This is a genomic window from Pseudomonas sp. ICMP22404, from assembly GCF_006227205.1.
Classification (GTDB): Bacteria; Pseudomonadota; Gammaproteobacteria; order Pseudomonadales; family Pseudomonadaceae; genus Aquipseudomonas.
This window is the reverse complement of the sequence record NZ_VCNG01000007.1, coordinates 188,508-208,261: the sequence shown is the minus strand read 5'-3', so window position 1 is coordinate 208,261 and position 19,754 is coordinate 188,508. Positions and strand designations below refer to the sequence as shown.

Annotated in this window: 22 protein-coding genes; 1 reads left to right on the top strand and 21 read right to left on the bottom strand. The window is 61.4% G+C overall.

Annotated elements, in window-relative coordinates:
• Nucleotides 1-19: 19 nt before the first annotated feature.
• From bamB to trmJ, 18 genes are all read right to left on the bottom strand, one after another.
• Nucleotides 20-1,171, bottom strand: a complete 1,152-nt coding sequence (gene bamB, locus FGE05_RS14700; protein ID WP_041023382.1) for an outer membrane protein assembly factor BamB — start codon at nucleotides 1,169-1,171, stop codon at nucleotides 20-22.
• Nucleotides 1,164-1,805, bottom strand: a complete 642-nt coding sequence (locus FGE05_RS14695) for a tetratricopeptide repeat protein (protein ID WP_041023383.1) — start codon at nucleotides 1,803-1,805, stop codon at nucleotides 1,164-1,166. Before FGE05_RS14695 ends, bamB begins: the two co-directional genes overlap by 8 nt.
• A gap of 40 nt (nucleotides 1,806-1,845) precedes the next feature.
• On the bottom strand, nucleotides 1,846-3,135 hold the full coding sequence (gene hisS / locus FGE05_RS14690) for a histidine--tRNA ligase (protein ID WP_139645981.1): 1,290 nt from the start codon (nucleotides 3,133-3,135) through the stop codon (nucleotides 1,846-1,848).
• 25 nt (nucleotides 3,136-3,160) lie between these two features.
• Nucleotides 3,161-4,270, bottom strand: a complete 1,110-nt coding sequence (gene ispG / locus FGE05_RS14685; protein ID WP_020795607.1) for a flavodoxin-dependent (E)-4-hydroxy-3-methylbut-2-enyl-diphosphate synthase — start codon at nucleotides 4,268-4,270, stop codon at nucleotides 3,161-3,163.
• A gap of 3 nt (nucleotides 4,271-4,273) precedes the next feature.
• Nucleotides 4,274-5,308, bottom strand: coding sequence for a RodZ family helix-turn-helix domain-containing protein (locus FGE05_RS14680; protein WP_139645979.1), 1,035 nt, complete (start codon nucleotides 5,306-5,308; stop codon nucleotides 4,274-4,276).
• Entirely contained in the window at nucleotides 5,308-6,066 is a 759-nt protein-coding gene (pilW, locus tag FGE05_RS14675; protein WP_041023386.1) for a type IV pilus biogenesis/stability protein PilW, read from the bottom strand. Before pilW ends, FGE05_RS14680 begins: the two co-directional genes overlap by 1 nt.
• A 12-nt stretch (nucleotides 6,067-6,078) precedes the next feature.
• Nucleotides 6,079-7,224 carry a 23S rRNA (adenine(2503)-C(2))-methyltransferase RlmN gene (rlmN, locus tag FGE05_RS14670; RefSeq protein WP_041023387.1) on the bottom strand — a complete coding sequence of 382 codons (1,146 nt, stop codon included), beginning with the start codon at nucleotides 7,222-7,224 and terminating at the stop codon, nucleotides 6,079-6,081.
• Between the two features lie 27 nt (nucleotides 7,225-7,251).
• On the bottom strand, nucleotides 7,252-7,677 hold the full coding sequence (gene ndk / locus FGE05_RS14665; RefSeq protein ID WP_003185145.1) for a nucleoside-diphosphate kinase: 426 nt from the start codon (nucleotides 7,675-7,677) through the stop codon (nucleotides 7,252-7,254).
• A 91-nt stretch (nucleotides 7,678-7,768) separates the two neighbouring features.
• Nucleotides 7,769-7,969 carry a Fe-S cluster assembly protein IscX gene (iscX, locus tag FGE05_RS14660; protein ID WP_139645977.1) on the bottom strand — a complete coding sequence of 67 codons (201 nt, stop codon included), beginning with the start codon at nucleotides 7,967-7,969 and terminating at the stop codon, nucleotides 7,769-7,771.
• 14 nt (nucleotides 7,970-7,983) lie between these two features.
• Nucleotides 7,984-8,325: an ISC system 2Fe-2S type ferredoxin gene (gene fdx, locus FGE05_RS14655; protein ID WP_008014719.1), complete on the bottom strand. Its 342-nt coding sequence runs from the start codon at nucleotides 8,323-8,325 to the stop codon at nucleotides 7,984-7,986.
• A gap of 3 nt (nucleotides 8,326-8,328) precedes the next feature.
• Nucleotides 8,329-10,191: a Fe-S protein assembly chaperone HscA gene (gene hscA, locus FGE05_RS14650; RefSeq protein ID WP_139645975.1), complete on the bottom strand. Its 1,863-nt coding sequence runs from the start codon at nucleotides 10,189-10,191 to the stop codon at nucleotides 8,329-8,331.
• A 50-nt stretch (nucleotides 10,192-10,241) separates the two neighbouring features.
• Nucleotides 10,242-10,763: a co-chaperone HscB gene (gene hscB / locus FGE05_RS14645; RefSeq protein WP_139645973.1), complete on the bottom strand. Its 522-nt coding sequence runs from the start codon at nucleotides 10,761-10,763 to the stop codon at nucleotides 10,242-10,244.
• A gap of 8 nt (nucleotides 10,764-10,771) precedes the next feature.
• Entirely contained in the window at nucleotides 10,772-11,095 is a 324-nt protein-coding gene (gene iscA, locus FGE05_RS14640) for an iron-sulfur cluster assembly protein IscA (RefSeq protein WP_024777046.1), read from the bottom strand.
• Nucleotides 11,096-11,118: 23 nt separating this feature from the next.
• The gene (gene iscU / locus FGE05_RS14635; protein WP_003185157.1) at nucleotides 11,119-11,505 is read right to left on the bottom strand and encodes a Fe-S cluster assembly scaffold IscU; all 387 of its coding nucleotides are present in this window, start codon (nucleotides 11,503-11,505) and stop codon (nucleotides 11,119-11,121) included.
• Between the two features lie 43 nt (nucleotides 11,506-11,548).
• Complete coding sequence (locus FGE05_RS14630) at nucleotides 11,549-12,763, bottom strand: IscS subfamily cysteine desulfurase (protein WP_024777045.1); 1,215 nt, start codon at nucleotides 12,761-12,763, stop codon at nucleotides 11,549-11,551.
• A 50-nt stretch (nucleotides 12,764-12,813) separates the two neighbouring features.
• Entirely contained in the window at nucleotides 12,814-13,305 is a 492-nt protein-coding gene (gene iscR, locus FGE05_RS14625; RefSeq protein ID WP_024777044.1) for a Fe-S cluster assembly transcriptional regulator IscR, read from the bottom strand.
• 239 nt (nucleotides 13,306-13,544) lie between these two features.
• Nucleotides 13,545-14,321: a serine O-acetyltransferase gene (cysE, locus tag FGE05_RS14620; RefSeq protein ID WP_139645972.1), complete on the bottom strand. Its 777-nt coding sequence runs from the start codon at nucleotides 14,319-14,321 to the stop codon at nucleotides 13,545-13,547.
• 1 nt (nucleotide 14,322) lies between these two features.
• Nucleotides 14,323-15,093: a tRNA (cytosine(32)/uridine(32)-2'-O)-methyltransferase TrmJ gene (gene trmJ / locus FGE05_RS14615; protein WP_139645970.1), complete on the bottom strand. Its 771-nt coding sequence runs from the start codon at nucleotides 15,091-15,093 to the stop codon at nucleotides 14,323-14,325.
• A gap of 144 nt (nucleotides 15,094-15,237) precedes the next feature.
• Here trmJ and suhB point away from each other — a divergent pair, with 144 nt between their 5' ends.
• The gene (gene suhB, locus FGE05_RS14610) at nucleotides 15,238-16,056 is read left to right on the top strand and encodes an inositol-phosphate phosphatase (protein ID WP_041023393.1); all 819 of its coding nucleotides are present in this window, start codon (nucleotides 15,238-15,240) and stop codon (nucleotides 16,054-16,056) included.
• A 237-nt stretch (nucleotides 16,057-16,293) separates the two neighbouring features.
• Here suhB and FGE05_RS14605 read toward each other — a convergent pair whose 3' ends face one another.
• The 3 genes from FGE05_RS14605 to secD form a co-directional block, all read right to left on the bottom strand.
• Complete coding sequence (locus FGE05_RS14605) at nucleotides 16,294-16,842, bottom strand: glycine zipper 2TM domain-containing protein (protein WP_041023394.1); 549 nt, start codon at nucleotides 16,840-16,842, stop codon at nucleotides 16,294-16,296.
• Between the two features lie 117 nt (nucleotides 16,843-16,959).
• The gene (gene secF, locus FGE05_RS14600) at nucleotides 16,960-17,874 is read right to left on the bottom strand and encodes a protein translocase subunit SecF (RefSeq protein ID WP_139645968.1); all 915 of its coding nucleotides are present in this window, start codon (nucleotides 17,872-17,874) and stop codon (nucleotides 16,960-16,962) included.
• A 9-nt stretch (nucleotides 17,875-17,883) separates the two neighbouring features.
• Nucleotides 17,884-19,752, bottom strand: a complete 1,869-nt coding sequence (gene secD, locus FGE05_RS14595) for a protein translocase subunit SecD (RefSeq protein WP_139645966.1) — start codon at nucleotides 19,750-19,752, stop codon at nucleotides 17,884-17,886.
• Between the last annotated feature and the right edge of the window lie 2 nt (nucleotides 19,753-19,754).

The window sequence follows — 19,754 nt, the reverse complement described above, 5'->3', positions numbered from 1 at the left end:
TTAAACCCCAAGCATAGTCTTACTTGATGGTCAGGGCTTCCAGTTTGCCGCTGTTGCCATACACATAAATCATGTTGCCTGCCACCAGCGGACGGGCACGCAGGCCGTCGCTGTCGATACGCTCGCGGCCGACGAAACGACCGTCCACCTGGCTCAGCAGGTGCAGGTAACCTTCCAGGTCGCCGACTGCAACGTAGCTGGAGAACACTTCCGGGGCCGACAATTGACGACGGGCCAGGGAGTCGTTGCTCCACAGTGCGGTAGTGGAACGCTCGTCGACGCCTTCAACCGTACCCGAGGACAGGCTGACATAGACGCTGCCGAAACCCTGGGCGACACCGGCGTAGCTGGACGCATCGCGCTGCCACAGCGGGCGACCGCTTTCCAGGTCCAGTGCCGCAACGCGACCCTGGTAGCTGGCGACGTAGATCGTACCGCCGGACAGCAGCAAGCCGCCGTCGATATCGACCACGCGCTCCAGTTCCGAACGACCTTGTGGGACGGCAACACGTTGCTCCCACGCCGGCACGCCGTTGGAGATGTCCAGGGCAACCACCTTACCGGTCGACAACCCGGCCACCGCGAGACGGTTGGTGACGATCGGTGCGCTGGTGCCACGCAAGGTCAGGACCGCCGGGGTGCTGTCGTACAACCAGCGCTGGTTGCCGGTGGCAGCATCCAGGCCGATCAGACGGTCATCCTGGGTCTGGACCACGACCACGTCACCGTTGGAGGCAGGCGGTGCGAGTACTTCGCTGCTCACGCGAGCGCGCCATTTCTCTTCACCGCTGCTGGCGTCCAAGGCGACGATCTCGCCCTTGAGCGTGCCGATCATGACCAGCCCGTAACCTACGCCGACGGCGCCGGAAACCGGCAGTTCGAGATCTTTTTTCCATTTGACGTCGCCGTTCAGGCGATCCATCGCCATCACCACGCCCGTGACGTCACCGGCATAGATGGTGTCGCCGTCGATGGCCGGCACCAGCATGTTGTAGGTTTCGCCCTGGCCGTCGCCAATGGAGCGGCTCCATTGCTTCTGCAGCACGACTTCTTCTTTGAAGTCGGTCAGTTCGGCCGGCGGCAGTTCTTTCTTGCTGTTGCTGCTGCAACCCGCGGCCAGAATGGCCAGAGCCAGCAATGCTGCATGTTTCCAACGGATCACGTCACGCATCCCCTTTGGCCAGGTCGTCCAGCTTGATTTGCAGGCCACCGACTGCGGCTTCATCCGACAGCGCGGCCTTGGCTTTTTGGTAGGCCGCATAGGCCTCATCAGCACGACCCAGCTGTACCAGCAAGTCGCCCTTGAGTTCTTCGCGGGTCGCCAGGAACGCCTTGTCGGCATCGCCGTCGAGCAGCTTCAATGCATCTTCGGTCTTGTTCTGCGCCGCCAGTACCTGGGCCAGGCGCTGACGCGCCACTTCGCCCAGGGTCGGGTTGGCAGGCTTGTCGATGATGCCTTTCAGCTCGATGGCAGCGTCGTCCAGCTTGCCGCTGTCTACCGCGACCTTGGCCACGAACAGGCGACCGTACTGCGCGTAGGCGGTGCCGCCGTATTCACTGTTGAGCTTGCCGGCCAGGTCCGCCACGCGGGCAGCGTCAGGCTTGCCGTCCGGGGTCAGGGTGGTTTCCAGCAATTGCTGATAGAGCATCGAGGCGCCTTGCGACTGGTTGCTCTGGTATTTCTGGAACGCCTGCCAGCCGAATACGATGACCAGCGCCAACAGGCCGCCAGTGACCAGCGGCTTGCCGTTGCGACTCCACCAGTCCTTCAAATCCGCCAGCTGTTCATCTTCGGTACTCGACACCCCAATACTCCTTAATCGCTAAATCGGCTGTTTGACAGCTTCAACCCTGCACGACGCAGGTGGCCAGGTGTGCGGCAAGCGCATCCCAGGCAATACTTTGTTGTTCGCCCTGGCCACGCAGGGGTTTGAAACCTACCACTTGTTGGGCCATTTCGTCGTCACCCAGGATCAGTGCATACAACGCACCGCTCTTGTCGGCCTTCTTGAACTGGCTCTTGAAGCTGCCGGCGCCGGCATTGATCTGCAGGCGCAGACCAGGCAACTGGTCGCGGACCCGCTCGCTCAGGGACAAGGCCGCCAGTTCGGCTGCTTCACCGAAGGCACACAGGTAGACGTCGACCTGCCGGGAAAGCGCTTCCGGCACCTTGTCCAATGCCTCGAGCATCAGCACTAGGCGCTCGATGCCCATGGCAAAGCCCACGCCTGGCGTCGGCTTGCCGCCCATCTGTTCCACCAGGCCGTCGTAACGGCCACCGGCACACACGGTGCCCTGGGCGCCAAGCTTGTCGGTGACCCATTCGAAAACGGTCTTGCTGTAGTAATCCAGGCCACGGACCAACTTGGGGTTGATCACGTAAGGAATGCCCACGGCGTCCAGGCGCGCCTTCAACCCTTCGAAGTGCGCACGGGATTCGTCGTCGAGGTAGTCGGCCATTTTCGGCGCATCGACCAGGATCGCTTGGGTGTCGGCATTCTTGGTGTCGAGCACACGCAGCGGATTGGTCTTCAGACGGCGCTGGCTGTCTTCGTCGAGCTTGTCCAGGTGCGCGGAAAGAAACTCCACCAGCGCTTCACGATAGCGGCCACGGGACTCGCTGGTGCCCAGACTGTTGAGCTCAAGCTTGACCGCGTCACGAAGACCCAGCTCGCCCCACAGGCGCCAGGTCATGACGATCAGCTCGGCGTCGATGTCCGGGCCGTCGAGGTTGAACACTTCCAGACCGATCTGATGGAACTGGCGATAGCGGCCTTTCTGCGGACGCTCGTGACGGAACATCGGGCCGATGTACCAGAGCTTCTGCACTTGGCCGCCGCCGGTAATGCCGTGTTCGAGCACCGCACGCACACAGGCCGCCGTGCCTTCGGGGCGCAGGGTCAGGGAGTCGCCGTTGCGATCCTCGAAGGTGTACATCTCTTTTTCGACGATGTCGGTCACTTCGCCGATGGAGCGCTTGAACAGCTCGGTGAACTCGACGATGGGCATGCGGATCTGCCGATAACCGTAGTTATCCAGCAAACGTGCGACGGTGCCCTCGAAATAGCGCCACAGGGGCGTCTGTTCGGGCAGGATGTCGTTCATGCCACGGATGGCTTGCAGAGACTTGCTCACAATAAATCCTTAAAAATTCGTTTGCTCAGCCGCGTGCGATGACCGCTGCGTCGGCTTCGACCTTTTCGGCCGCTTTCTCGCGGATCAGCCGTTCCAGCTCATCCACCAGATTGTCATTCGTCAACTTCTGCGACGGCTTGCCGTCGATGTAAATCAGGTTCGGCGTACCGCCGGTGAGACCGATATGGGCCTCCTTGGCTTCGCCCGGCCCGTTGACCACGCAACCGATCACCGCGACATCCAGCGGCACCAGCAGGTCTTCGAGACGCCCTTCCAGCTCGTTCATGGTCTTGACCACATCGAAGTTCTGCCGCGAGCAGCTCGGGCAGGCGATGAAGTTGATGCCACGGGAACGCAGGTGCAGGGATTTGAGAATGTCGTAGCCGACCTTCACTTCCTCGACCGGATCGGCCGCCAACGAGATGCGGATGGTATCGCCAATCCCTTCGGCGAGCAGCATACCGAGGCCGACGGCGGATTTCACCGTGCCCGAACGCAACCCACCGGCTTCAGTGATGCCCAAGTGCAGCGGCTGGACGATTTCCTTGGCCAGCAGGCGGTAGGCTTCGACGGCCATGAACACGTCGGAGGCCTTCACGCTGACCTTGAAGTCCTGGAAATTCAGGCGTTCGAGATGCTCGACATGACGCAGCGCCGACTCCACCAGGGCCGCCGGCGTGGGTTCGCCGTATTTCTTCTGCAGGTCTTTTTCCAGGGAACCGGCGTTCACACCGATGCGGATCGGAATGCCACGGTCCCGAGCGGCATCCACCACGGCGCGCACGCGGTCTTCGCGACCGATATTGCCCGGGTTGATGCGCAGGCAGTCGACACCCAGCTCGGCCACGCGCAGGGCAATGCGGTAGTCGAAGTGAATGTCCGCCACCAGGGGCACCTTGACCAGTTGCTTGATCTTGCCGAACGCCTCGGCGGCGTCCATGTCCGGCACGGACACCCGCACGATGTCGACGCCGGCGGCTTCCAGGCGATTGATCTGCGCAACGGTGGCAGCCACGTCGTTGGTGTCACTGTTGGTCATGCTCTGCACAGCGATAGGCGCATCGCCGCCCACGGGCACGTTACCGACCCAGATCTTGCGGGATTCGCGACGTTTGATTGGAGATTCGCCGTGCATGACTTATTGACCCAACTTCAGGCGAGCAGTCTCGCCACTGGTGAACGGAGCCACATCGACCGGCTGGCCGTTGTAGCTGACCTGCGCGCCACGGGCATAGCCCAGGCGCACGGCAAACGGCGGCTTGCCGTTGATGGACGTGGTATCGCCCTTGCGCTTGAGGCCGCTGAACAGCACCTTGCCGTTGCCGTCGGTGACCTGGGTCCAGCAATCCGCGGTGAATTGAATCTGCACCTGGCCTTCACCTGCGGCCGGCGCCACAGGGGCAACCGGTGTTGCTGCCGGCGCAGGAGCGACTGGAGCTGCTGGGGCTGCTGGGGCTGCTGGAGCCGCCACGGTCGGCGCTGGAGTGCTCGGGGCAACCGGTGCGCCGGCAGTGGGCGTATGCGTGTTTGGCACGGCCGGGGCCACAGTTGGGGCAGCAGGCGTATTCGGCTCAGCGCCGGCTTCGGCGTCGGCACCGTCCTGGCCTTGTGGCAACGCCAGGTTGCTTTCGCCTTCTGCCTGGCCTTCGAGCACCGCCTGGTCTTCCGGCTCGTCCAATGGATGGATCCGCGTGGTGCCGTCGGCGCCCTCCACTTCTACATGCTCCGGAGCCAGGGCGACCGATTCCTTGCTACGCAGCGAGGTTTGATCCTGCCACCAGACGAAACCGCCCCCAATCACCGCGATCAGCAACAACAGGCTGACGATTCGCAAAATGGTGTGGGAAACACGCACCGGCTCCTCGATGCGGCCCAGGCTGTGCACATTGCTGCCCTGGGCGTCGGAACCGGTGTACTGATCGAATTGCTGGACCAGCACGGTCTGGTCCATGTCGAGTAATTTGGCGTAGGCGCGGATGTAGCCCCGGGCGAAGGTATGCCCTGGCAATTTGTCGAACGCGCCCGCTTCCAGGTTGCTCAGGGAAGCCACGGTGAGATTGAGCTTGAGGGCTACTTGGGCCAGCGACCAACCATTGCTTTCGCGGGCTTGACGCAGGGTCTCACCGGGGTTCACGCGAGTCGCTGCTACCACTTCAGGATGCGCCGCTTTCATCATTGCTCCGACAGGTATTGCTGATATTCCGGCGTACCGGGATAGAGTCTTTTTAGTTGCAGGCCATAACTGGCGGCCTTGTCACGATCTTCGAATACATGTGCCAGCCGAACGCCGAGCAATAGACTACGTGCATTTTGCTCGCTCAGCAGACTAAAACGTTCGTAATAGTCCCGCGCGGGCACATATTGCCTGTCCTCGTAGGACAACTCAGCCATTTCCAGCAAGGCTCGCGGTTGCTGGCGGTTGAGCCGCAACGCCTTTTCCAGTTGCTGGCGGGCCAGGTCACGCTGGCCGAGTTTCGCGGCGGTCATGCCAAGGTTCTCGAAAACCCGCGAACGCTCAGGGTAAAGGGTATCGGCGGCGGCCTGCTCGAAGCGCTCGTAGGCCTCCTTGTAACGTTGTTGCTCGTAAAGGAAGCTGCCGTAGTTGTTCAGGATCCGTGCATCCTGCGGCCGACTGGACAGCGCCTTGCGAAAATGCTCGTCGGCCAGTTCCGGTTCCAGCTCGGCCTGGAACACCAGGGCCAGGGCCGCGTTGGCATCGGCGTCGGAGCTGTCCAGCTCCAGGGCCTTCTTGAGCGGCACCTTGGCCCGTTCGGTCATGCCCTGCTGCAGATAGCCAATGCCCAGTTGCACATAGGCCACACGCGCTTCGTCACGCCCCTTGCTGGTCTTCATCGGGTTGTAGTCGCCCGACAGAACACAACCGGCGCACAGACCGGTGAACAGCAACAGCAGCGCGAAGCGCAGGGACATAGAGTTCCTCTCTTAGTGACCGTTCGCAGCGTTCTGTACATCGTCGGTGGCGTTCAACTCGCGCACGGCAATGTAGCGTTCGCTACGACGGGTGCGGTCCAGCACCTGTCCGACCAATTGACCACAGGCGGCATCGATGTCTTCGCCGCGGGTGGTGCGCACGGTCACGTTGAAACCCGCGTGATGAAGCTGATCCTGGAAGCGACGGATCGCGTTGTTGCTCGGACGCTCGTAACCGGAGTGCGGGAACGGGTTGAACGGGATCAGGTTGATCTTGCACGGGATGTTCTTGAGCAGTTCGATCATCTCGACCGCATGCTCGACCTTGTCGTTCACATCCTTGAGCAGGGTGTACTCGATGGTCAGCACGCGTTTTTCGCCCAAAGCCGACATGTAGCGCTGGCACGACTCCAGCAGCATCTTAAGCGGATACTTCTTGTTGATCGGCACCAATTGGTTACGCAATGCGTCATTGGGTGCGTGCAGCGACAACGCCAGGGAGACGTCGATGTGCTTGGCCAGCTCATCGATCATCGGCACCACGCCGGACGTGGACAGGGTCACGCGGCGCTTGGAAATGCCGTAGCCCAGGTCGTCCATCATCAGGTGCATGGCGGACACGACGTTGTCGAAGTTCAGCAGCGGCTCACCCATGCCCATCATCACCACGTTGGTGATGGCACGGTCGACGGTCGCCGGGACGCTGCCAAAGGATTTGTTGGCAATCCACACCTGGCCGATCACTTCGGCGGCGGTGAGGTTGCTGTTGAAGCCTTGCTTGCCGGTGGAGCAGAAACTGCAATCCAGGGCACAGCCTGCCTGGGACGAAACGCACAAGGTGCCGCGCTTGCCCTGGGGAATGTAGACGGTCTCGACGCAGCTGCCGGACGCCACGCGCACCACCCACTTGCGGGTGCCGTCGCTGGAAATGTCCTCGCTGACCACCTCGGGGCCGCGAATCTCGGCAACGGCCTTGAGTTTTTCACGCAAGGCCTTGCCGACATTCGTCATGGCGTCGAAATCGTCGACGCCAAAGTGGTGAATCCACTTCATTACCTGACCGGCACGGAAACGCTTCTCCCCGATTGAGTCGAAGAATTTCTCCATTTCCGGCTGGGTCAAGCCCAACAGGTTAATCTTGCCGATCGATGCAGTCATGGTCTCACCCTCACTCACAAGCTTTACTTAGCGAGCGGTTACTTCAGTAGCGGCGAAAAAGTAGGCGATTTCGCGAGCAGCAGCGGCTTCGGAGTCCGAACCGTGGACGGCGTTGGCGTCGATGGACTCGGCGAAGTCAGCACGGATGGTACCGGCAGCGGCTTCTTTAGGGTTGGTAGCGCCCATCAGCTCACGGTTGCGAGCGATGGCGTTTTCGCCTTCCAGCACCTGAACGACAACCGGACCGGAAGTCATGAACGCAACCAGCTCACCGAAGAAACCGCGCTCGCTGTGCTCAGCGTAGAAGCCTTCGGCTTCGGCCTTGGACAGTTGCTTCATTTTCGAAGCGACGACGCGCAGGCCAGCGTCTTCGAAGCGGGTCACGATCTTGCCGATCACGTTTTTAGCAACGGCGTCAGGCTTGATGATGGAGAAAGTACGTTGAACAGCCATGGTGTAGCTCCAGAATCGGTAATGTGTGAAAAATTAAACCCGCGAATTATACGCGGGTTCCTGGGTATTGCCTAACTGCGTAAGGGAGGCTTCAGTCCTGCTCGTCTTTCCAGGCAGTCTGGATGGCTTCAAGGACCTTTTCACCGCCGCGATCCCGCTCGTCTTCGAACTCTGGCAGAGCCATGACCATGTCACGCAACTCTACAAAGTTCATCGAATAGGGATCCGTATCCGGGTGACCATCGGCCAACAGAATAGCGATCTCTTGTACATCAACCCATTTCAGGCCCATGACGGTTCCTTGAATCAATGCGGCGCTTCGGCCGCATGGTTAAGCGAATATTTCGGGATCTCGACGGTCAGGTCTTCCGTACCGACGATGGCCTGGCAACCCAGGCGCGATTGCGCTTCCAGGCCCCAGGCCCGGTCGAGGAAATCTTCTTCCAGTTCGTCCGCTTCTTCCAGCGAATCGAACCCTTCACGGATGATGCAATGACAAGTGGTGCAGGCACAGACACCGCCGCAGGCACTTTCCATCTCGATATGGTGTTCATGGGCGAGCTCGAGGATGGAAATCCCAGGTTCAGCCTCCACAACCATGCCCTCGGGGCAGAACTTCTCGTGGGGTAAAAAAATCACCTGCGGCATCTATTACTCCTCGATCTCATTCAGGTTACGCCCCGCCAGGGCGGCTTTGACCGTCGAATCCAGGCGGCGGGCGGCAAAGGCATCGGTGACTTGCGACAGACGCTTGGTCTGCTGCTCGATGGCATAGCCATCGGTGCCCTTGATCAATTCGGACAATTCCTGCATCTGCAATTCGATGACCATGCGTTCTTCCGCGTCCAGCAGACGCTCACCGTCGGCCTCAAGGGCGCCTTGCACGGCTTCGATCAGGCGCTGGGCGTCGACCTGCTGCTCGCGCAGCACGCGGGCCACCTTGTCGTCACCGGCGTACTGGAAGGAATCCTTGAGCATCCGGGCGATTTCGCCGTCGGTCAGGCCGTAGGAAGGCTTGACCTGAATGCTGGCCTCGACGCCCGAACCCAGCTCGCGGGCGGAGACATTGAGCAAGCCGTCGGCGTCGACCTGGAAGGTCACGCGGATCTTCGCCGCGCCGGCGACCATGGCCGGGATGCCGCGCAATTCGAAGCGCGCCAGGGAACGGCAGTCGCTGATGAGTTCCCGCTCGCCTTGCAGCACGTGGATCATCATGGCCGACTGGCCGTCTTTATAGGTGGTGAAATCCTGGGCGCGAGCGACGGGGATGGTGGTGTTGCGCGGAATCACCTTCTCCATCAGGCCGCCCATGGTTTCCAGGCCCAGGGACAGCGGGATCACGTCGAGCAACAGCAGTTCGCCGCCGTCGCGCTTGTTGCCGGCCAGGGTATCGGCCTGGATCGCGGCGCCGATGGCGACCACCTGGTCCGGGTCGATTTCAGTCAGCGGTTGACGACCAAAGGCCTCGGCAACGGCTTCGCGAACCCGCGGCACGCGAGTCGAGCCGCCGACCATGACCACAGCCTTGACGTCTTCGAGCTCGACGCCGGAATCGCGCACAGCGCGGCGGCAGGCCTTGAGGCTGCGGGCGACCATGGGTTCGATCAGCGCATTGAAGGCTTCGCGGTTCAAGGAGGCTTTCCAGTCGCCGTAGACGACCTCGACACTCATCGCGTCGGTCAGGGCTTCCTTGGCGGCGCAGGCGGTTTGCAGCAGGTGACGTTGCGCACCCGGATCAAGATCAGCGGACAGGCCCGCTTGCTCGATGATCCAGCCGGCGATGGCGTGGTCGAAGTCATCACCGCCCAGAGCGCTGTCGCCGCCGGTGGCCAGGACTTCGAAAACACCGCCGGTCAGGCGCAGAATCGAGATATCAAAGGTACCGCCGCCCAGGTCGTAGATGGCGACCAGGCCTTCGGCATGCTGGTCCAGGCCATACGCCACCGCAGCGGCGGTCGGCTCGTTGAGCAGGCGCAGCACGTTCAGGCCGGCCAGTTTGGCCGCATCCTTGGTGGCTTGACGCTGGGCGTCGTCGAAGTAGGCCGGGACGGTGATGACCGCACCCACCAGTTCACCGCCCAACGCGGCTTCGGCGCGCTGACGCAGGACCTTGAGGATGTCGGCCGACACTTCCACCGGGCTTTTCGGGCCCTGCACGGTTTCGATGAACGGCATGTGGGACTCGCCGCCGACGAAGCGGTACGGCAGTTGATCGCCCAATTGCTTGACGTCGGACAGGCCACGCCCCATCAGGCGCTTGACCGAGACGATGGTGTTCAGCGGATCGGTCGCGGCGGCCAGCTTGGCCGACTCGCCCACTTCGACGCGATCGGCGTGGTAGCGGACGGCGGACGGCAGGATCACCCGCCCCTGCTCATCGGCCAGCGGCTCGGAAAGACCGCTGCGCAACGCAGCGACCAGGGAATTGGTGGTACCCAAGTCGATTCCCACAGCCAGGCGACGCTGGTGCGGTTGAGGACTTTGGCCGGGTTCGGCGATCTGCAGTAGGGCCATCGTAATCAGGACTTATCTGTAATCAGGCGTGCGACCGGAGCGGCACTGGGTTAATCGTCGAGGCGCTCTTCTAGCTGGCGCACTTCGTAGGTGAGCTTGTCGAGGAACTGCATGCGCCGCATCAGGCGTTCGGCCTGTTCGCGTTGCGCGGCATCGTTCCAGCAGGCTGCGAAGCTTTCGTTCAGGGTTTGCTGGGCGTCCTTCAAGCGGCGCTTGAACGTGGCGACACCCGCCAGGTCGGCACTGTCCTGCAGGTCTTCGAGCTCTTCGCGCCACTGCATCTGCTGCAGAAGAAACTCGGGATCGTGCACCGTGACTTCCAGGGGCAGTTCATGACCACTGATGGCAAGCAGGTATCGCGCGCGCTTGGCCGGACTCTTGAGCGTCTGGTAGGCCTCGTTGAGGTTCGCGGACTGCTCGAGCGCCCGCCGCTGCTCGGCCTCGGAGGCGTCCGCGAAGCGGTCCGGATGGACGCCTCGGGCCAGCTCGAGATAACGCGCCGACAGCTCATCGAGATCCAGGCTGAAACCCGGCTGCATCTGGAACAAAGCAAAATGACAAGGAGTACCCACGAGCCGCCTCAGATGTTGAAGCTTTCGCCGCAGCCACATTCACCGCGCACGTTGGGGTTGTTGAACTTGAAGCCTTCGTTCAACCCTTCCTTGACGAAATCCAGCTCAGTGCCGTCCAGGTACGTCAGGCTCTTCGGGTCGATGATCACTTTCTGACCATGACTTTCGAACACCTGATCGTCTTCGCCGACTTCATCGACGAACTCCAGTACATAGGCAAGGCCGGAACAACCCGTGGTGCGAACACCCAGGCGGATGCCCTCGCCCTTGCCGCGCCCCGCGAGGGAGCGCTGTATGTGCCTGGCGGCTGCTTCTGTCATCTGGATAGCCATGAAAACTCCTTACCTGTCGCGGTTCAGATCAAGCCTTTCTTCTGCTTGTAGTCGCGAACGGCGGCCTTGATGGCGTCTTCAGCGAGTACCGAGCAGTGGATTTTCACTGGCGGCAGGGCCAGTTCTTCGGCCAGCTGGGTGTTCTTGATGGTTTCGGCTTCATCAAGGGTCTTGCCCTTCATCCACTCGGTGGCCAGGGAGCTGGACGCGATGGCCGAGCCGCAGCCGTAGGTCTTGAACTTGGCATCTTCGATGATGCCTTGCTCGTTGACCTTGATCTGCAGACGCATCACGTCGCCACACGCCGGGGCGCCGACCATGCCGGTGCCGACATCAGGATCCTGCGCGTCCATCTTGCCGACGTTGCGCGGGTTCTCGTAGTGGTCGATGACCTTTTCGCTATATGCCATTTGCTTCAATCCTCATCAGTGGAGCCGCTCTGGTGGCGACTTCTCAGTGCGCCGCCCATTCGATTTTCGAAATGTCGACGCCGTCTTTGTACATGTCCCACAGCGGCGAAAGTGCGCGCAGCTTGGTGACGGCCTCGCAGACTTTCTGCGCGGCGTAATCGATTTCTTCTTCGGTGGTGAAGCGGCCGAAGGTGAAGCGGATCGAACTGTGGGCCAGTTCGTCGTTGCGGCCCAGGGCGCGCAATACATACGAAGGCTCGAGGGACGCCGAGGTGCACGCCGAACCGGACGACACGGCCAGATCCTTGAGCGCCATGATCAGCGACTCGCCTTCAACGTAGTTGAAGCTCAGGTTCAGGTTGTGCGGTACGCGGGCGGTCATGCTGCCGTTGACGTAGAGCTCTTCCAGGTGCTCGACCTGCTTGAAGAAGCGGTCGCTCAGGGCCTTGATGCGCACGTTCTCGGCAGCCATGTCTTCCTTGGCTACGCGGAAGGCTTCGCCCATGCCAACGATCTGGTGGGTCGCCAGGGTGCCGGAACGCATGCCACGCTCGTGACCGCCGCCGTGCATGGTCGCTTCGAGGCGAACACGCGGCTTGCGGCTCACGTACAGCGCGCCGATGCCTTTAGGGCCGTAGGTCTTGTGGGCGGAGAACGACATCAGGTCGACTTTGAGCTTCGACAGATCGATGTCGACCTTGCCGGTGGACTGGGCCGCGTCGACGTGGAACAGGACGCCCCGGGAACGGGTCAGTTCGCCGATGGCTTCGATGTCGTTGACGGTGCCGATTTCGTTGTTCACGTGCATGATCGAAACCAGGATGGTGTCGTCGCGCAGCGCGGCTTCGACCATGGCCGGGGTGATCAGGCCGTCTTCGCCAGGCTCGATGTAGGTAACTTCGAAACCTTCACGCTCCAGTTGGCGCGTGGTGTCCAGGACAGCCTTGTGCTCGATCTTGGAGGTGATCAGGTGCTTGCCCTTGGTGTGATAGAAGTGCGCGACACCCTTGATTGCCAGGTTGTCGGACTCGGTGGCACCGGAGGTCCAGACGATTTCACGCGGGTCGGCGTTGACCAGGTCAGCGACCTGGCGACGGGCGTTCTCGACCGACTCCTCGGCCTTCCAGCCGAACACGTGGGAGCGGGAGGCCGGGTTACCGAAGTTTCCGTCGACCAGCAGGCATTCACTCATTTTCTGCGCGACACGTGGGTCAACCGGGGTGGTCGCAGAGTAATCAAGGTAAATCGGCAATTTCATGGACTCTCTCCTAAATCAGGCTGGCTGGCGTTCCGCTTGCTCTGCGGCAGTCATTCGACGGCGGACGCTTCAATCTTGTCCAGGTGCGGCGCCTTGCCATTGCAACGGCGCTGGTCCTGACGCTGGGCTACTTCCTGCACCTCACGACGAGTGACAAGGTCAGCCAAGCTGATACCGCTCAGAAATTCGTGGATCTGCAGGCTCAAGTCGCACCACAGATGATGGGTCAGGCAAGTATCACCGCCATGGCAGTCGCCCAACCCCTGACATTTGGTCGCATCGACCGATTCGTTCACCGCATCGATCACCTGGGCGACCTGGATGCCTTGCATGTCCCGCGACAGCTGATAGCCGCCACCGGGACCACGCACGCTGGACACCAGGTTGCTGCGACGCAGCTTGGCGAACAGTTGTTCAAGGTAAGACAGGGAAATGCCCTGGCGCTCGGAGATATCGGCCAGGGACACCGGCCCGTGCTGCGCATGCAATGCCAGATCCAGCATTGCGGTCACGGCGTATCGGCCTTTTGTAGTCAGTCGCATGGACAATTACCACGGAGTTCGGAATGGGGCGAGTATGCAATTCCCGAGTAATTAAGTCAACTATAAGACCTAGTGGGGTACTCGGGTTTACCCGCGAAAGAGCGCGCGCATGATAGCAAAGGGTGATCGCCGGGGACCAGCGATACCGCGTTATCGTTCATCGCGGGCAAGCCTTGCTCCCACAGACGTCTCCACTGGGTCTGTGGGAGCAAGGCTTGCCCGCGATGCAGACGCCTCGGTCAGCCGACCTGGCTCTGATCCTTGTCCTTCACACACGCGAAATCTTCCTCGCGCAGTTCAGGCAGCTCCTTGGCACAGTAATTACTGCCCAGGTCCTTCAGGGCGCCGCACATCCCCTCCAGGCGTCCGTCGACGGCCTGCAGGTGATCGAGCAATTGGTTGATGGCGCGGGCGACCGGGTCGGGCATGTCCTCGCCGACACCGTAGGCGTCGAAGCCGATCTTCTCGGCCATGGCCTTGCGCCGGGCGTCCTGCTCGTCATCTGACTTGACGATGATCCGCCCAGGAATGCCCACCACGGTCGCACCAGGCGGCACGGCCTTGGTGACTACGGCGTTGGAGCCGACCTTCGCCCCTGCCCCCACAGTGAACGGACCGAGTACCTTGGCGCCCGCGCCGACCACCACGCCATCGCCCAGGGTCGGGTGGCGCTTGCCCTTGTTCCAGCTGGTGCCGCCCAGGGTCACGCCCTGGTACAGGGTCACGTCATCACCAATCTCGGCGGTTTCGCCAATGACGATGCCCATGCCGTGGTCGATGAAGAACCGACGACCGACCTTGGCGCCCGGATGGATCTCGATCCCGGTCAGCCAGCGCCCGAAGTTGGACACCAGCCGCGCCAGCCACTTCCACCCCATGTTCCACAAGGCGCCGGACAGGCGATGGAGCCAGATCGCGTGCATTCCCGGGTAGCAGGTCAGCACTTCAAAGGCGTTGCGCGCCGCCGGGTCACGATGGAAAACGCTTTGGATATCTTCACGCAAACGATCGAACATTTTAATCCTTCCGCTTAATCAGCTCGCCACGGGCCGCTTTTTGGGTTTCCGTGAGGATGCCGCGCAATATATTCATCTCCGCCCGGCTGACCGAGCTTCGTCCGTACAACCGACGCAGGCGCGCCATCAAGTGCCGAGGCTTGTCCGGGTCGAGGAACTCGACGTCCACCAGGGTCTGCTCCAGGTGTTCATAGAATCGCTCCAGTTCGTCCATGGTCGCCAGTGTCTCACTGCGCGGCGACGTCGCCTCATATTTTTCGACCTTGCTCGGCTTGCCTTCGGCCGCCAGCCAGGCCATGCGCACTTCATAGCTCAACACCTGCACCGCCGCCCCGAGGTTCAGGGAACTGAATCCGGGGTCGGAAGGGATATGCACGTGAAAGTGACATCGATGCAGCTCGTCGTTGGTGAGGCCGGAGTCTTCACGGCCGAACACCAGTGCTATTTCGATACCCTGCGCGGCTTCCTCGACCACTTTCGTCCCGCACTCGCGGGGATCGAGCATGGGCCAGGGGATACGGCGGTCGCGGGCGCTGGTGCCGAGCACCAGGTTGCAGCCCACCAGGGCGTCTTCCAGGGTGGCGACGACCTGCGCACCGGCCAGGATGTCACCGGCGCCGGAGGCTCGGGCGTCGGCTTCGTGATGAGGAAACAAGCGAGGCTCGACCAGCACCAGCCGCGACAGGCCCATGTTCTTCATGGCCCGCGCAGCTCCGCCGATATTGCCCGGATGGCTCGTATTGACCAGGACGACACGAATGTTCTGCAACAAGGGAGGCGCTCTCGAACACGATAAAGGGAGCAAATCTTACATAAGCACCTACCGTTAAGCTATGAAAGCGAACGCCAACCTTCTCCTGAGAAAACTTTCTGATAGAATGCGCGGCTTTCTTTAACAACCTTAGGTGACACATCCATGCAGCCCATGCTGAATATCGCGCTGCGCGCCGCCCGCAGCGCCAGTGAACTGATCTTCCGCTCCATCGAGCGCCTGGATACCATCAAGGTCGATGAAAAAGACGCCAAGGACTATGTGTCCGAGGTTGATCGTGCCGCCGAACAGAAAATCGTCGATGCCCTGCGCAAGGCTTACCCGAACCACTCGATCATGGGTGAAGAGACCGGTATGCACGCCGGCACCGGCATCGAGGGTGAAGAGTACCTGTGGATCATCGATCCGCTGGACGGCACCACCAACTTCCTGCGCGGCATTCCTCACTTCGCCGTCAGCATCGCCTGCAAATACCGTGGCCGCCTGGAACACGCCGTCGTGCTGGATCCGGTTCGCCAGGAAGAATTCACTGCCAGCCGTGGCCGTGGCGCCCAACTGAACGGTCGTCGCCTGCGGGTGAGCGGTCGCACCAGCCTGGACGGCGCCCTGCTGGGTACCGGCTTCCCGTTCCGTGATGACCAGATGGACAACCTGGACAACTACCTGGGCATGTTCCGCGCCCTGGTCGGCCAGACCGCTGGCATCCGCCGCGCCGGCGCCGCGAGCCTGGACCTGGCTTATGTAGCGGCAGGCCGTTTTGATGCATTCTGGGAATCGGGCCTGTCCGAGTGGGACATGGCAGCGGGCGCCCTGCTGATCCAGGAAGCAGGTGGCTTGGTGAGCGACTTTACCGGCGGTCACGACTTCCTTGAAAAAGGCCACATCGTTGCCGGCAACACCAAGTGCTTCAAGGCTGTTCTGACAGCCATCCAGCCACACCTGCCACACTCGCTGAAGCGCTAAGCGCCCCAGCTACAGAAAAGCACCCTTCGGGGTGCTTTTTTATGCCTGAATTTCGGTAATTGATCGTTCCCACGCTCCGCGTGGGAATGCCGCCAGGGACGCTCCGCGTTCCGCTTCTCGAAGGTGACGCAGAGCGTCACGGGATGCATTCCCACGCGGAGCGTGGGAACGATCTACAGCCCAGAATTCAGGCGAAAAAAAAGCACCCCGAAGGGTGCTTTTTTCATAGCGGTTGGATCACTGGGCTGGTTGGTTCTGGCCCAGGATCAGTTGACCTTCTTTGTTCACCGGGATCTGGTTGCCCGGGTCGCGGTCCATGCGGACCTTGCCTTCCTTGCCGTCGAGCATGTAGCGCACGTCGTAGCCAACCACTTTGTCGCTGATGTCATTGACGGTGTTGCAGCGGGTTTGAGTGGTGGTGTAGGTGTCACGCTCCTGCATGCCTTCCTGAATCTTGTTACCGGCATAACCACCACCGGCCGCACCCGCCACGGTGGCGATTTTCTTGCCGGTGCCGCCGCCGATCTGGTTACCCAACAGGCCGCCCGCCACGGCGCCCAACACAGTACCGGCGATCTGATGTTGATCCTGGACCGGCTTCTGCCGGGTCACGGTGACGTCCTTGCAGACTTCACGCGGGGTTTTGATCTGAGTCTTGACCGGCTCCACCGCCAGTACTTGTGCATACTCAGGACCACTTTTCACCAAGCTGTAGGTCGCGACCGCACCACCGGCAGTAACACCGACAGCACCCAATACCGCACCAACCAGCATCGATTTGTTCACTTGAACCTCCTGGCCATCACCAACGGAATAATCCGCGCTTCTCCCAGCCTTGGAGCATAAAAAAAGGCGCGAGTTCAACTCGCGCCTTTTCAGCGGTGACGGACGGAGCGACGAGCCTTACGGGCGATCGTCCACTTCCGTTTCGGTGGCCGCCGGAGGAATCAGATCCTCGGTGCTCAGGTTCAGCCAGATCAGCACCACGTTGGCGATGTAGATCGACGAGTAGGTACCCGCCAGGACACCGACAAACAGCGCAATGGAGAAACCGAACAGGTTGTCACCACCAAAGAACAGCAGCGCGGCAATCGCCAGCAAGGTGGAGATCGACGTCGCCATGGTCCGCAGCAGGGTCTGGGTGGTCGAGATGTTGATGTTCTCGATCAACGAGGCCTTGCGCAGCACGCGGAAGTTCTCACGCACCCGGTCGAACACCACGATGGTGTCGTTGAGCGAGTAACCGATGATCGCCAGTACCGCCGCCAGCACCGTCAGGTCGAAGGTGATCTGGAAGAACGACAGGATACCCACGGTCACGGCCACGTCGTGGATCAGCGAGACAATGGCGCCCACCGCGAACTTCCACTGAAAGCGGAAGGCCAGGTAGATCAGGATGCCGCCCAGCGCCATCAGCATGCCGAGGCCGCCCTGGTCGCGCAGTTCTTCACCCACTTGCGGCCCCACGAACTCGACGCGTTTGACCTTCGCCGGGTTGTCGCCACCGGCCTTCTGCAAGGCATCGGCAACCTGGTGACCCAGTTGCGGGTCTTCACCCGGCATGCGCACCAACAGGTCGGTGGTTGCGCCGAAGCTCTGCACGATGGCTTCGTGGTAGCCGGACGTTGCCAGCTGCTCACGCACCTTGGTCACGTCGGCCGGACGCTCGTAGGTCAGCTCGATGAGCGTACCGCCGGTGAAGTCCAGGCCGTAGTTCAGGCCCTTGGTAGCCCAGCTGAACAACGCCAGCGCAGTGAGGAACAATGTGACGCCGAACGCAACGTTGCGAACGCCCATGAAGTTGATTGTACGTAACATGGCAGCCCCTTAAATCCACAACTTCTTGAAGTCACGACCGCCAAAGATCAGGTTGACCATTGCGCGGGTCACCATGATGGCTGTGAACATCGAGGTAAAGATCCCGAGGGACATGGTCACTGCGAAGCCCTTGACCGGGCCGGTGCCCATGGCGAAGAGAATCCCGCCGACCAGCAACGTGGTCAGGTTGGCGTCGAGGATCGCGGTGAATGCCCGGCCGAAGCCTTCGTTGATTGCCCGCTGGATCGACATGCCCGCGGCGATCTCTTCACGTATCCGCGAGAAGATCAGCACGTTGGCGTCCACCGCCATACCCATGGTCAACACGATACCGGCGATACCCGGCAGGGTCAGCGTGGCGCCCAGCAGCGACATCAGGGCCAGCAGCATCACCATGTTCACCGCCAGCGCGACGGTGGCGATGATGCCGAAGAAGCGGTAGATGGCGATGATGAACAGCGACACGAACAGCATGCCCCACAGCGATGCATCGATACCCTTGGTGATGTTGTCCGCACCCAGGCTCGGGCCGATGGTGCGTTCTTCAGCGAAGTACATCGGTGCGGCCAGGCCACCGGCGCGCAGCAGCAGGGCCAGCTCGGAGGATTCACCCTGGCCGTTCAGGCCGGTGATGCGGAACTGGCTGCCCAGTGGCGACTGGATGGTCGCCAGGCTGATGATCTTCTTCTCTTCCTTGAACGCCTGCACCGCGACGTCTTTCTCGACGCCGTCGACCACTTGCTTGGTATAGGTGGTGACCGGCTTCTGCTCGATGAAGATCACCGCCATGCTACGACCGACGTTGCTGCGCGTGGCGCGGCTCATCAGTTCGCCGCCGTGGCCGTCGAGGTGGATGTTCACCTGTGGACGACCGTGCTCGTCGAAGCTCGCCTTGGCGTCGGTGACTTGGTCACCGGTGATGATCAGGCCGCGCTCGATCTGCGCCGCAGGGCGGTTGCCCTCACGGAACTCGAAGCTCTCGGAAGTGGCCTTGGACGCACCCGGCTCAGCCGCGAGGCGGAACTCCAGGTTGGCGGTCTTGCCGAGGATACGCTTGGCTTCGGCGGTGTCCTGCACACCCGGCAGCTCGACCACGATGCGGTTGGCGCCCTGGCGCTGCACGATCGGTTCAGCCACACCCAGCTCGTTGACCCGGTTACGCACGGTGGTCAAGTTCTGCTTGATGGAGTATTCGCGGATTTCCGCCAGCTTGGCCGGGGTCATCGCCAGACGCAGCACCGCCTGACCATTGAGGTCAGCCGGCACAATGTCGAAATCGTTGAAGGTCTTGCGGATCAGCGCACGGGCCTGTTCGCGGGTATCTTCATCGCTGAAGCCCAACTGAATGGCGCCGTTGAAGTCTGGCAGGCTGCGATAGCGCACGCGCTCTTTACGCAACAGGCTCTTGACGTCGCCTTCGTAGACTTTCATCCGCGCGTCGAGGGCTTTTTCCATGTCCACTTCCAGCAGGAAGTGCACACCGCCGGACAAGTCCAGACCCAGCTTCATCGGATGCGCGCCGAGTTTGCGCAGCCATTGCGGGGTGGTCTGGGCCAGGTTCAAGGCCACGACGTATTCGTCGCCCAATGCCTTGCGCACGACATCCTTGGCCGGCAGCTGGTCTTCAGCCTTGGCCAGGCGCAACAGGCCGCCCTTGCCGTTATCGGCAACAGACGCAGCCTTGACTTCGATACCGGAGGTCTTGAGGGCCGCGCTCGCACGGTCCAGATCCGCCTGGGTGACCTGCAAGGCAGTGCTTGCGCCACTGACCTGAATGGCCGGGTCATCCGGGTAGAGGTTGGGAGCGGAATAAATCAGACCGACCGCCAGCACCGCCAGGATCAGTACATATTTCCACAGAGGGTATTTGTTCAGCATCA

Coding starts and splice junctions, on each gene's coding strand:
- FGE05_RS14630 (WP_024777045.1), bottom strand. CDS start 12,763: ATGAAATTGCCGATTTACCTTGATTACTCTGCGACCACCCCGGTTGAC.
- rlmN (WP_041023387.1), bottom strand. CDS start 7,224: ATGACTGCATCGATCGGCAAGATTAACCTGTTGGGCTTGACCCAGCCG.
- bamB (WP_041023382.1), bottom strand. CDS start 1,171: ATGCGTGACGTGATCCGTTGGAAACATGCAGCATTGCTGGCTCTGGCC.
- FGE05_RS14680 (WP_139645979.1), bottom strand. CDS start 5,308: ATGAAAGCGGCGCATCCTGAAGTGGTAGCAGCGACTCGCGTGAACCCC.
- cysE (WP_139645972.1), bottom strand. CDS start 14,321: ATGTTCGATCGTTTGCGTGAAGATATCCAAAGCGTTTTCCATCGTGAC.
- pilW (WP_041023386.1), bottom strand. CDS start 6,066: ATGTCCCTGCGCTTCGCGCTGCTGTTGCTGTTCACCGGTCTGTGCGCC.
- iscU (WP_003185157.1), bottom strand. CDS start 11,505: ATGGCATATAGCGAAAAGGTCATCGACCACTACGAGAACCCGCGCAAC.
- iscX (WP_139645977.1), bottom strand. CDS start 7,969: ATGGGCCTGAAATGGGTTGATGTACAAGAGATCGCTATTCTGTTGGCC.
- ndk (WP_003185145.1), bottom strand. CDS start 7,677: ATGGCTGTTCAACGTACTTTCTCCATCATCAAGCCTGACGCCGTTGCT.
- suhB (WP_041023393.1), top strand. CDS start 15,238: ATGCAGCCCATGCTGAATATCGCGCTGCGCGCCGCCCGCAGCGCCAGT.
- secF (WP_139645968.1), bottom strand. CDS start 17,874: ATGTTACGTACAATCAACTTCATGGGCGTTCGCAACGTTGCGTTCGGC.
- ispG (WP_020795607.1), bottom strand. CDS start 4,270: ATGCACGGCGAATCTCCAATCAAACGTCGCGAATCCCGCAAGATCTGG.
- hscA (WP_139645975.1), bottom strand. CDS start 10,191: ATGGCCCTACTGCAGATCGCCGAACCCGGCCAAAGTCCTCAACCGCAC.
- iscA (WP_024777046.1), bottom strand. CDS start 11,095: ATGGCTATCCAGATGACAGAAGCAGCCGCCAGGCACATACAGCGCTCC.
- secD (WP_139645966.1), bottom strand. CDS start 19,752: ATGCTGAACAAATACCCTCTGTGGAAATATGTACTGATCCTGGCGGTG.
- iscR (WP_024777044.1), bottom strand. CDS start 13,305: ATGCGACTGACTACAAAAGGCCGATACGCCGTGACCGCAATGCTGGAT.
- fdx (WP_008014719.1), bottom strand. CDS start 8,325: ATGCCGCAGGTGATTTTTTTACCCCACGAGAAGTTCTGCCCCGAGGGC.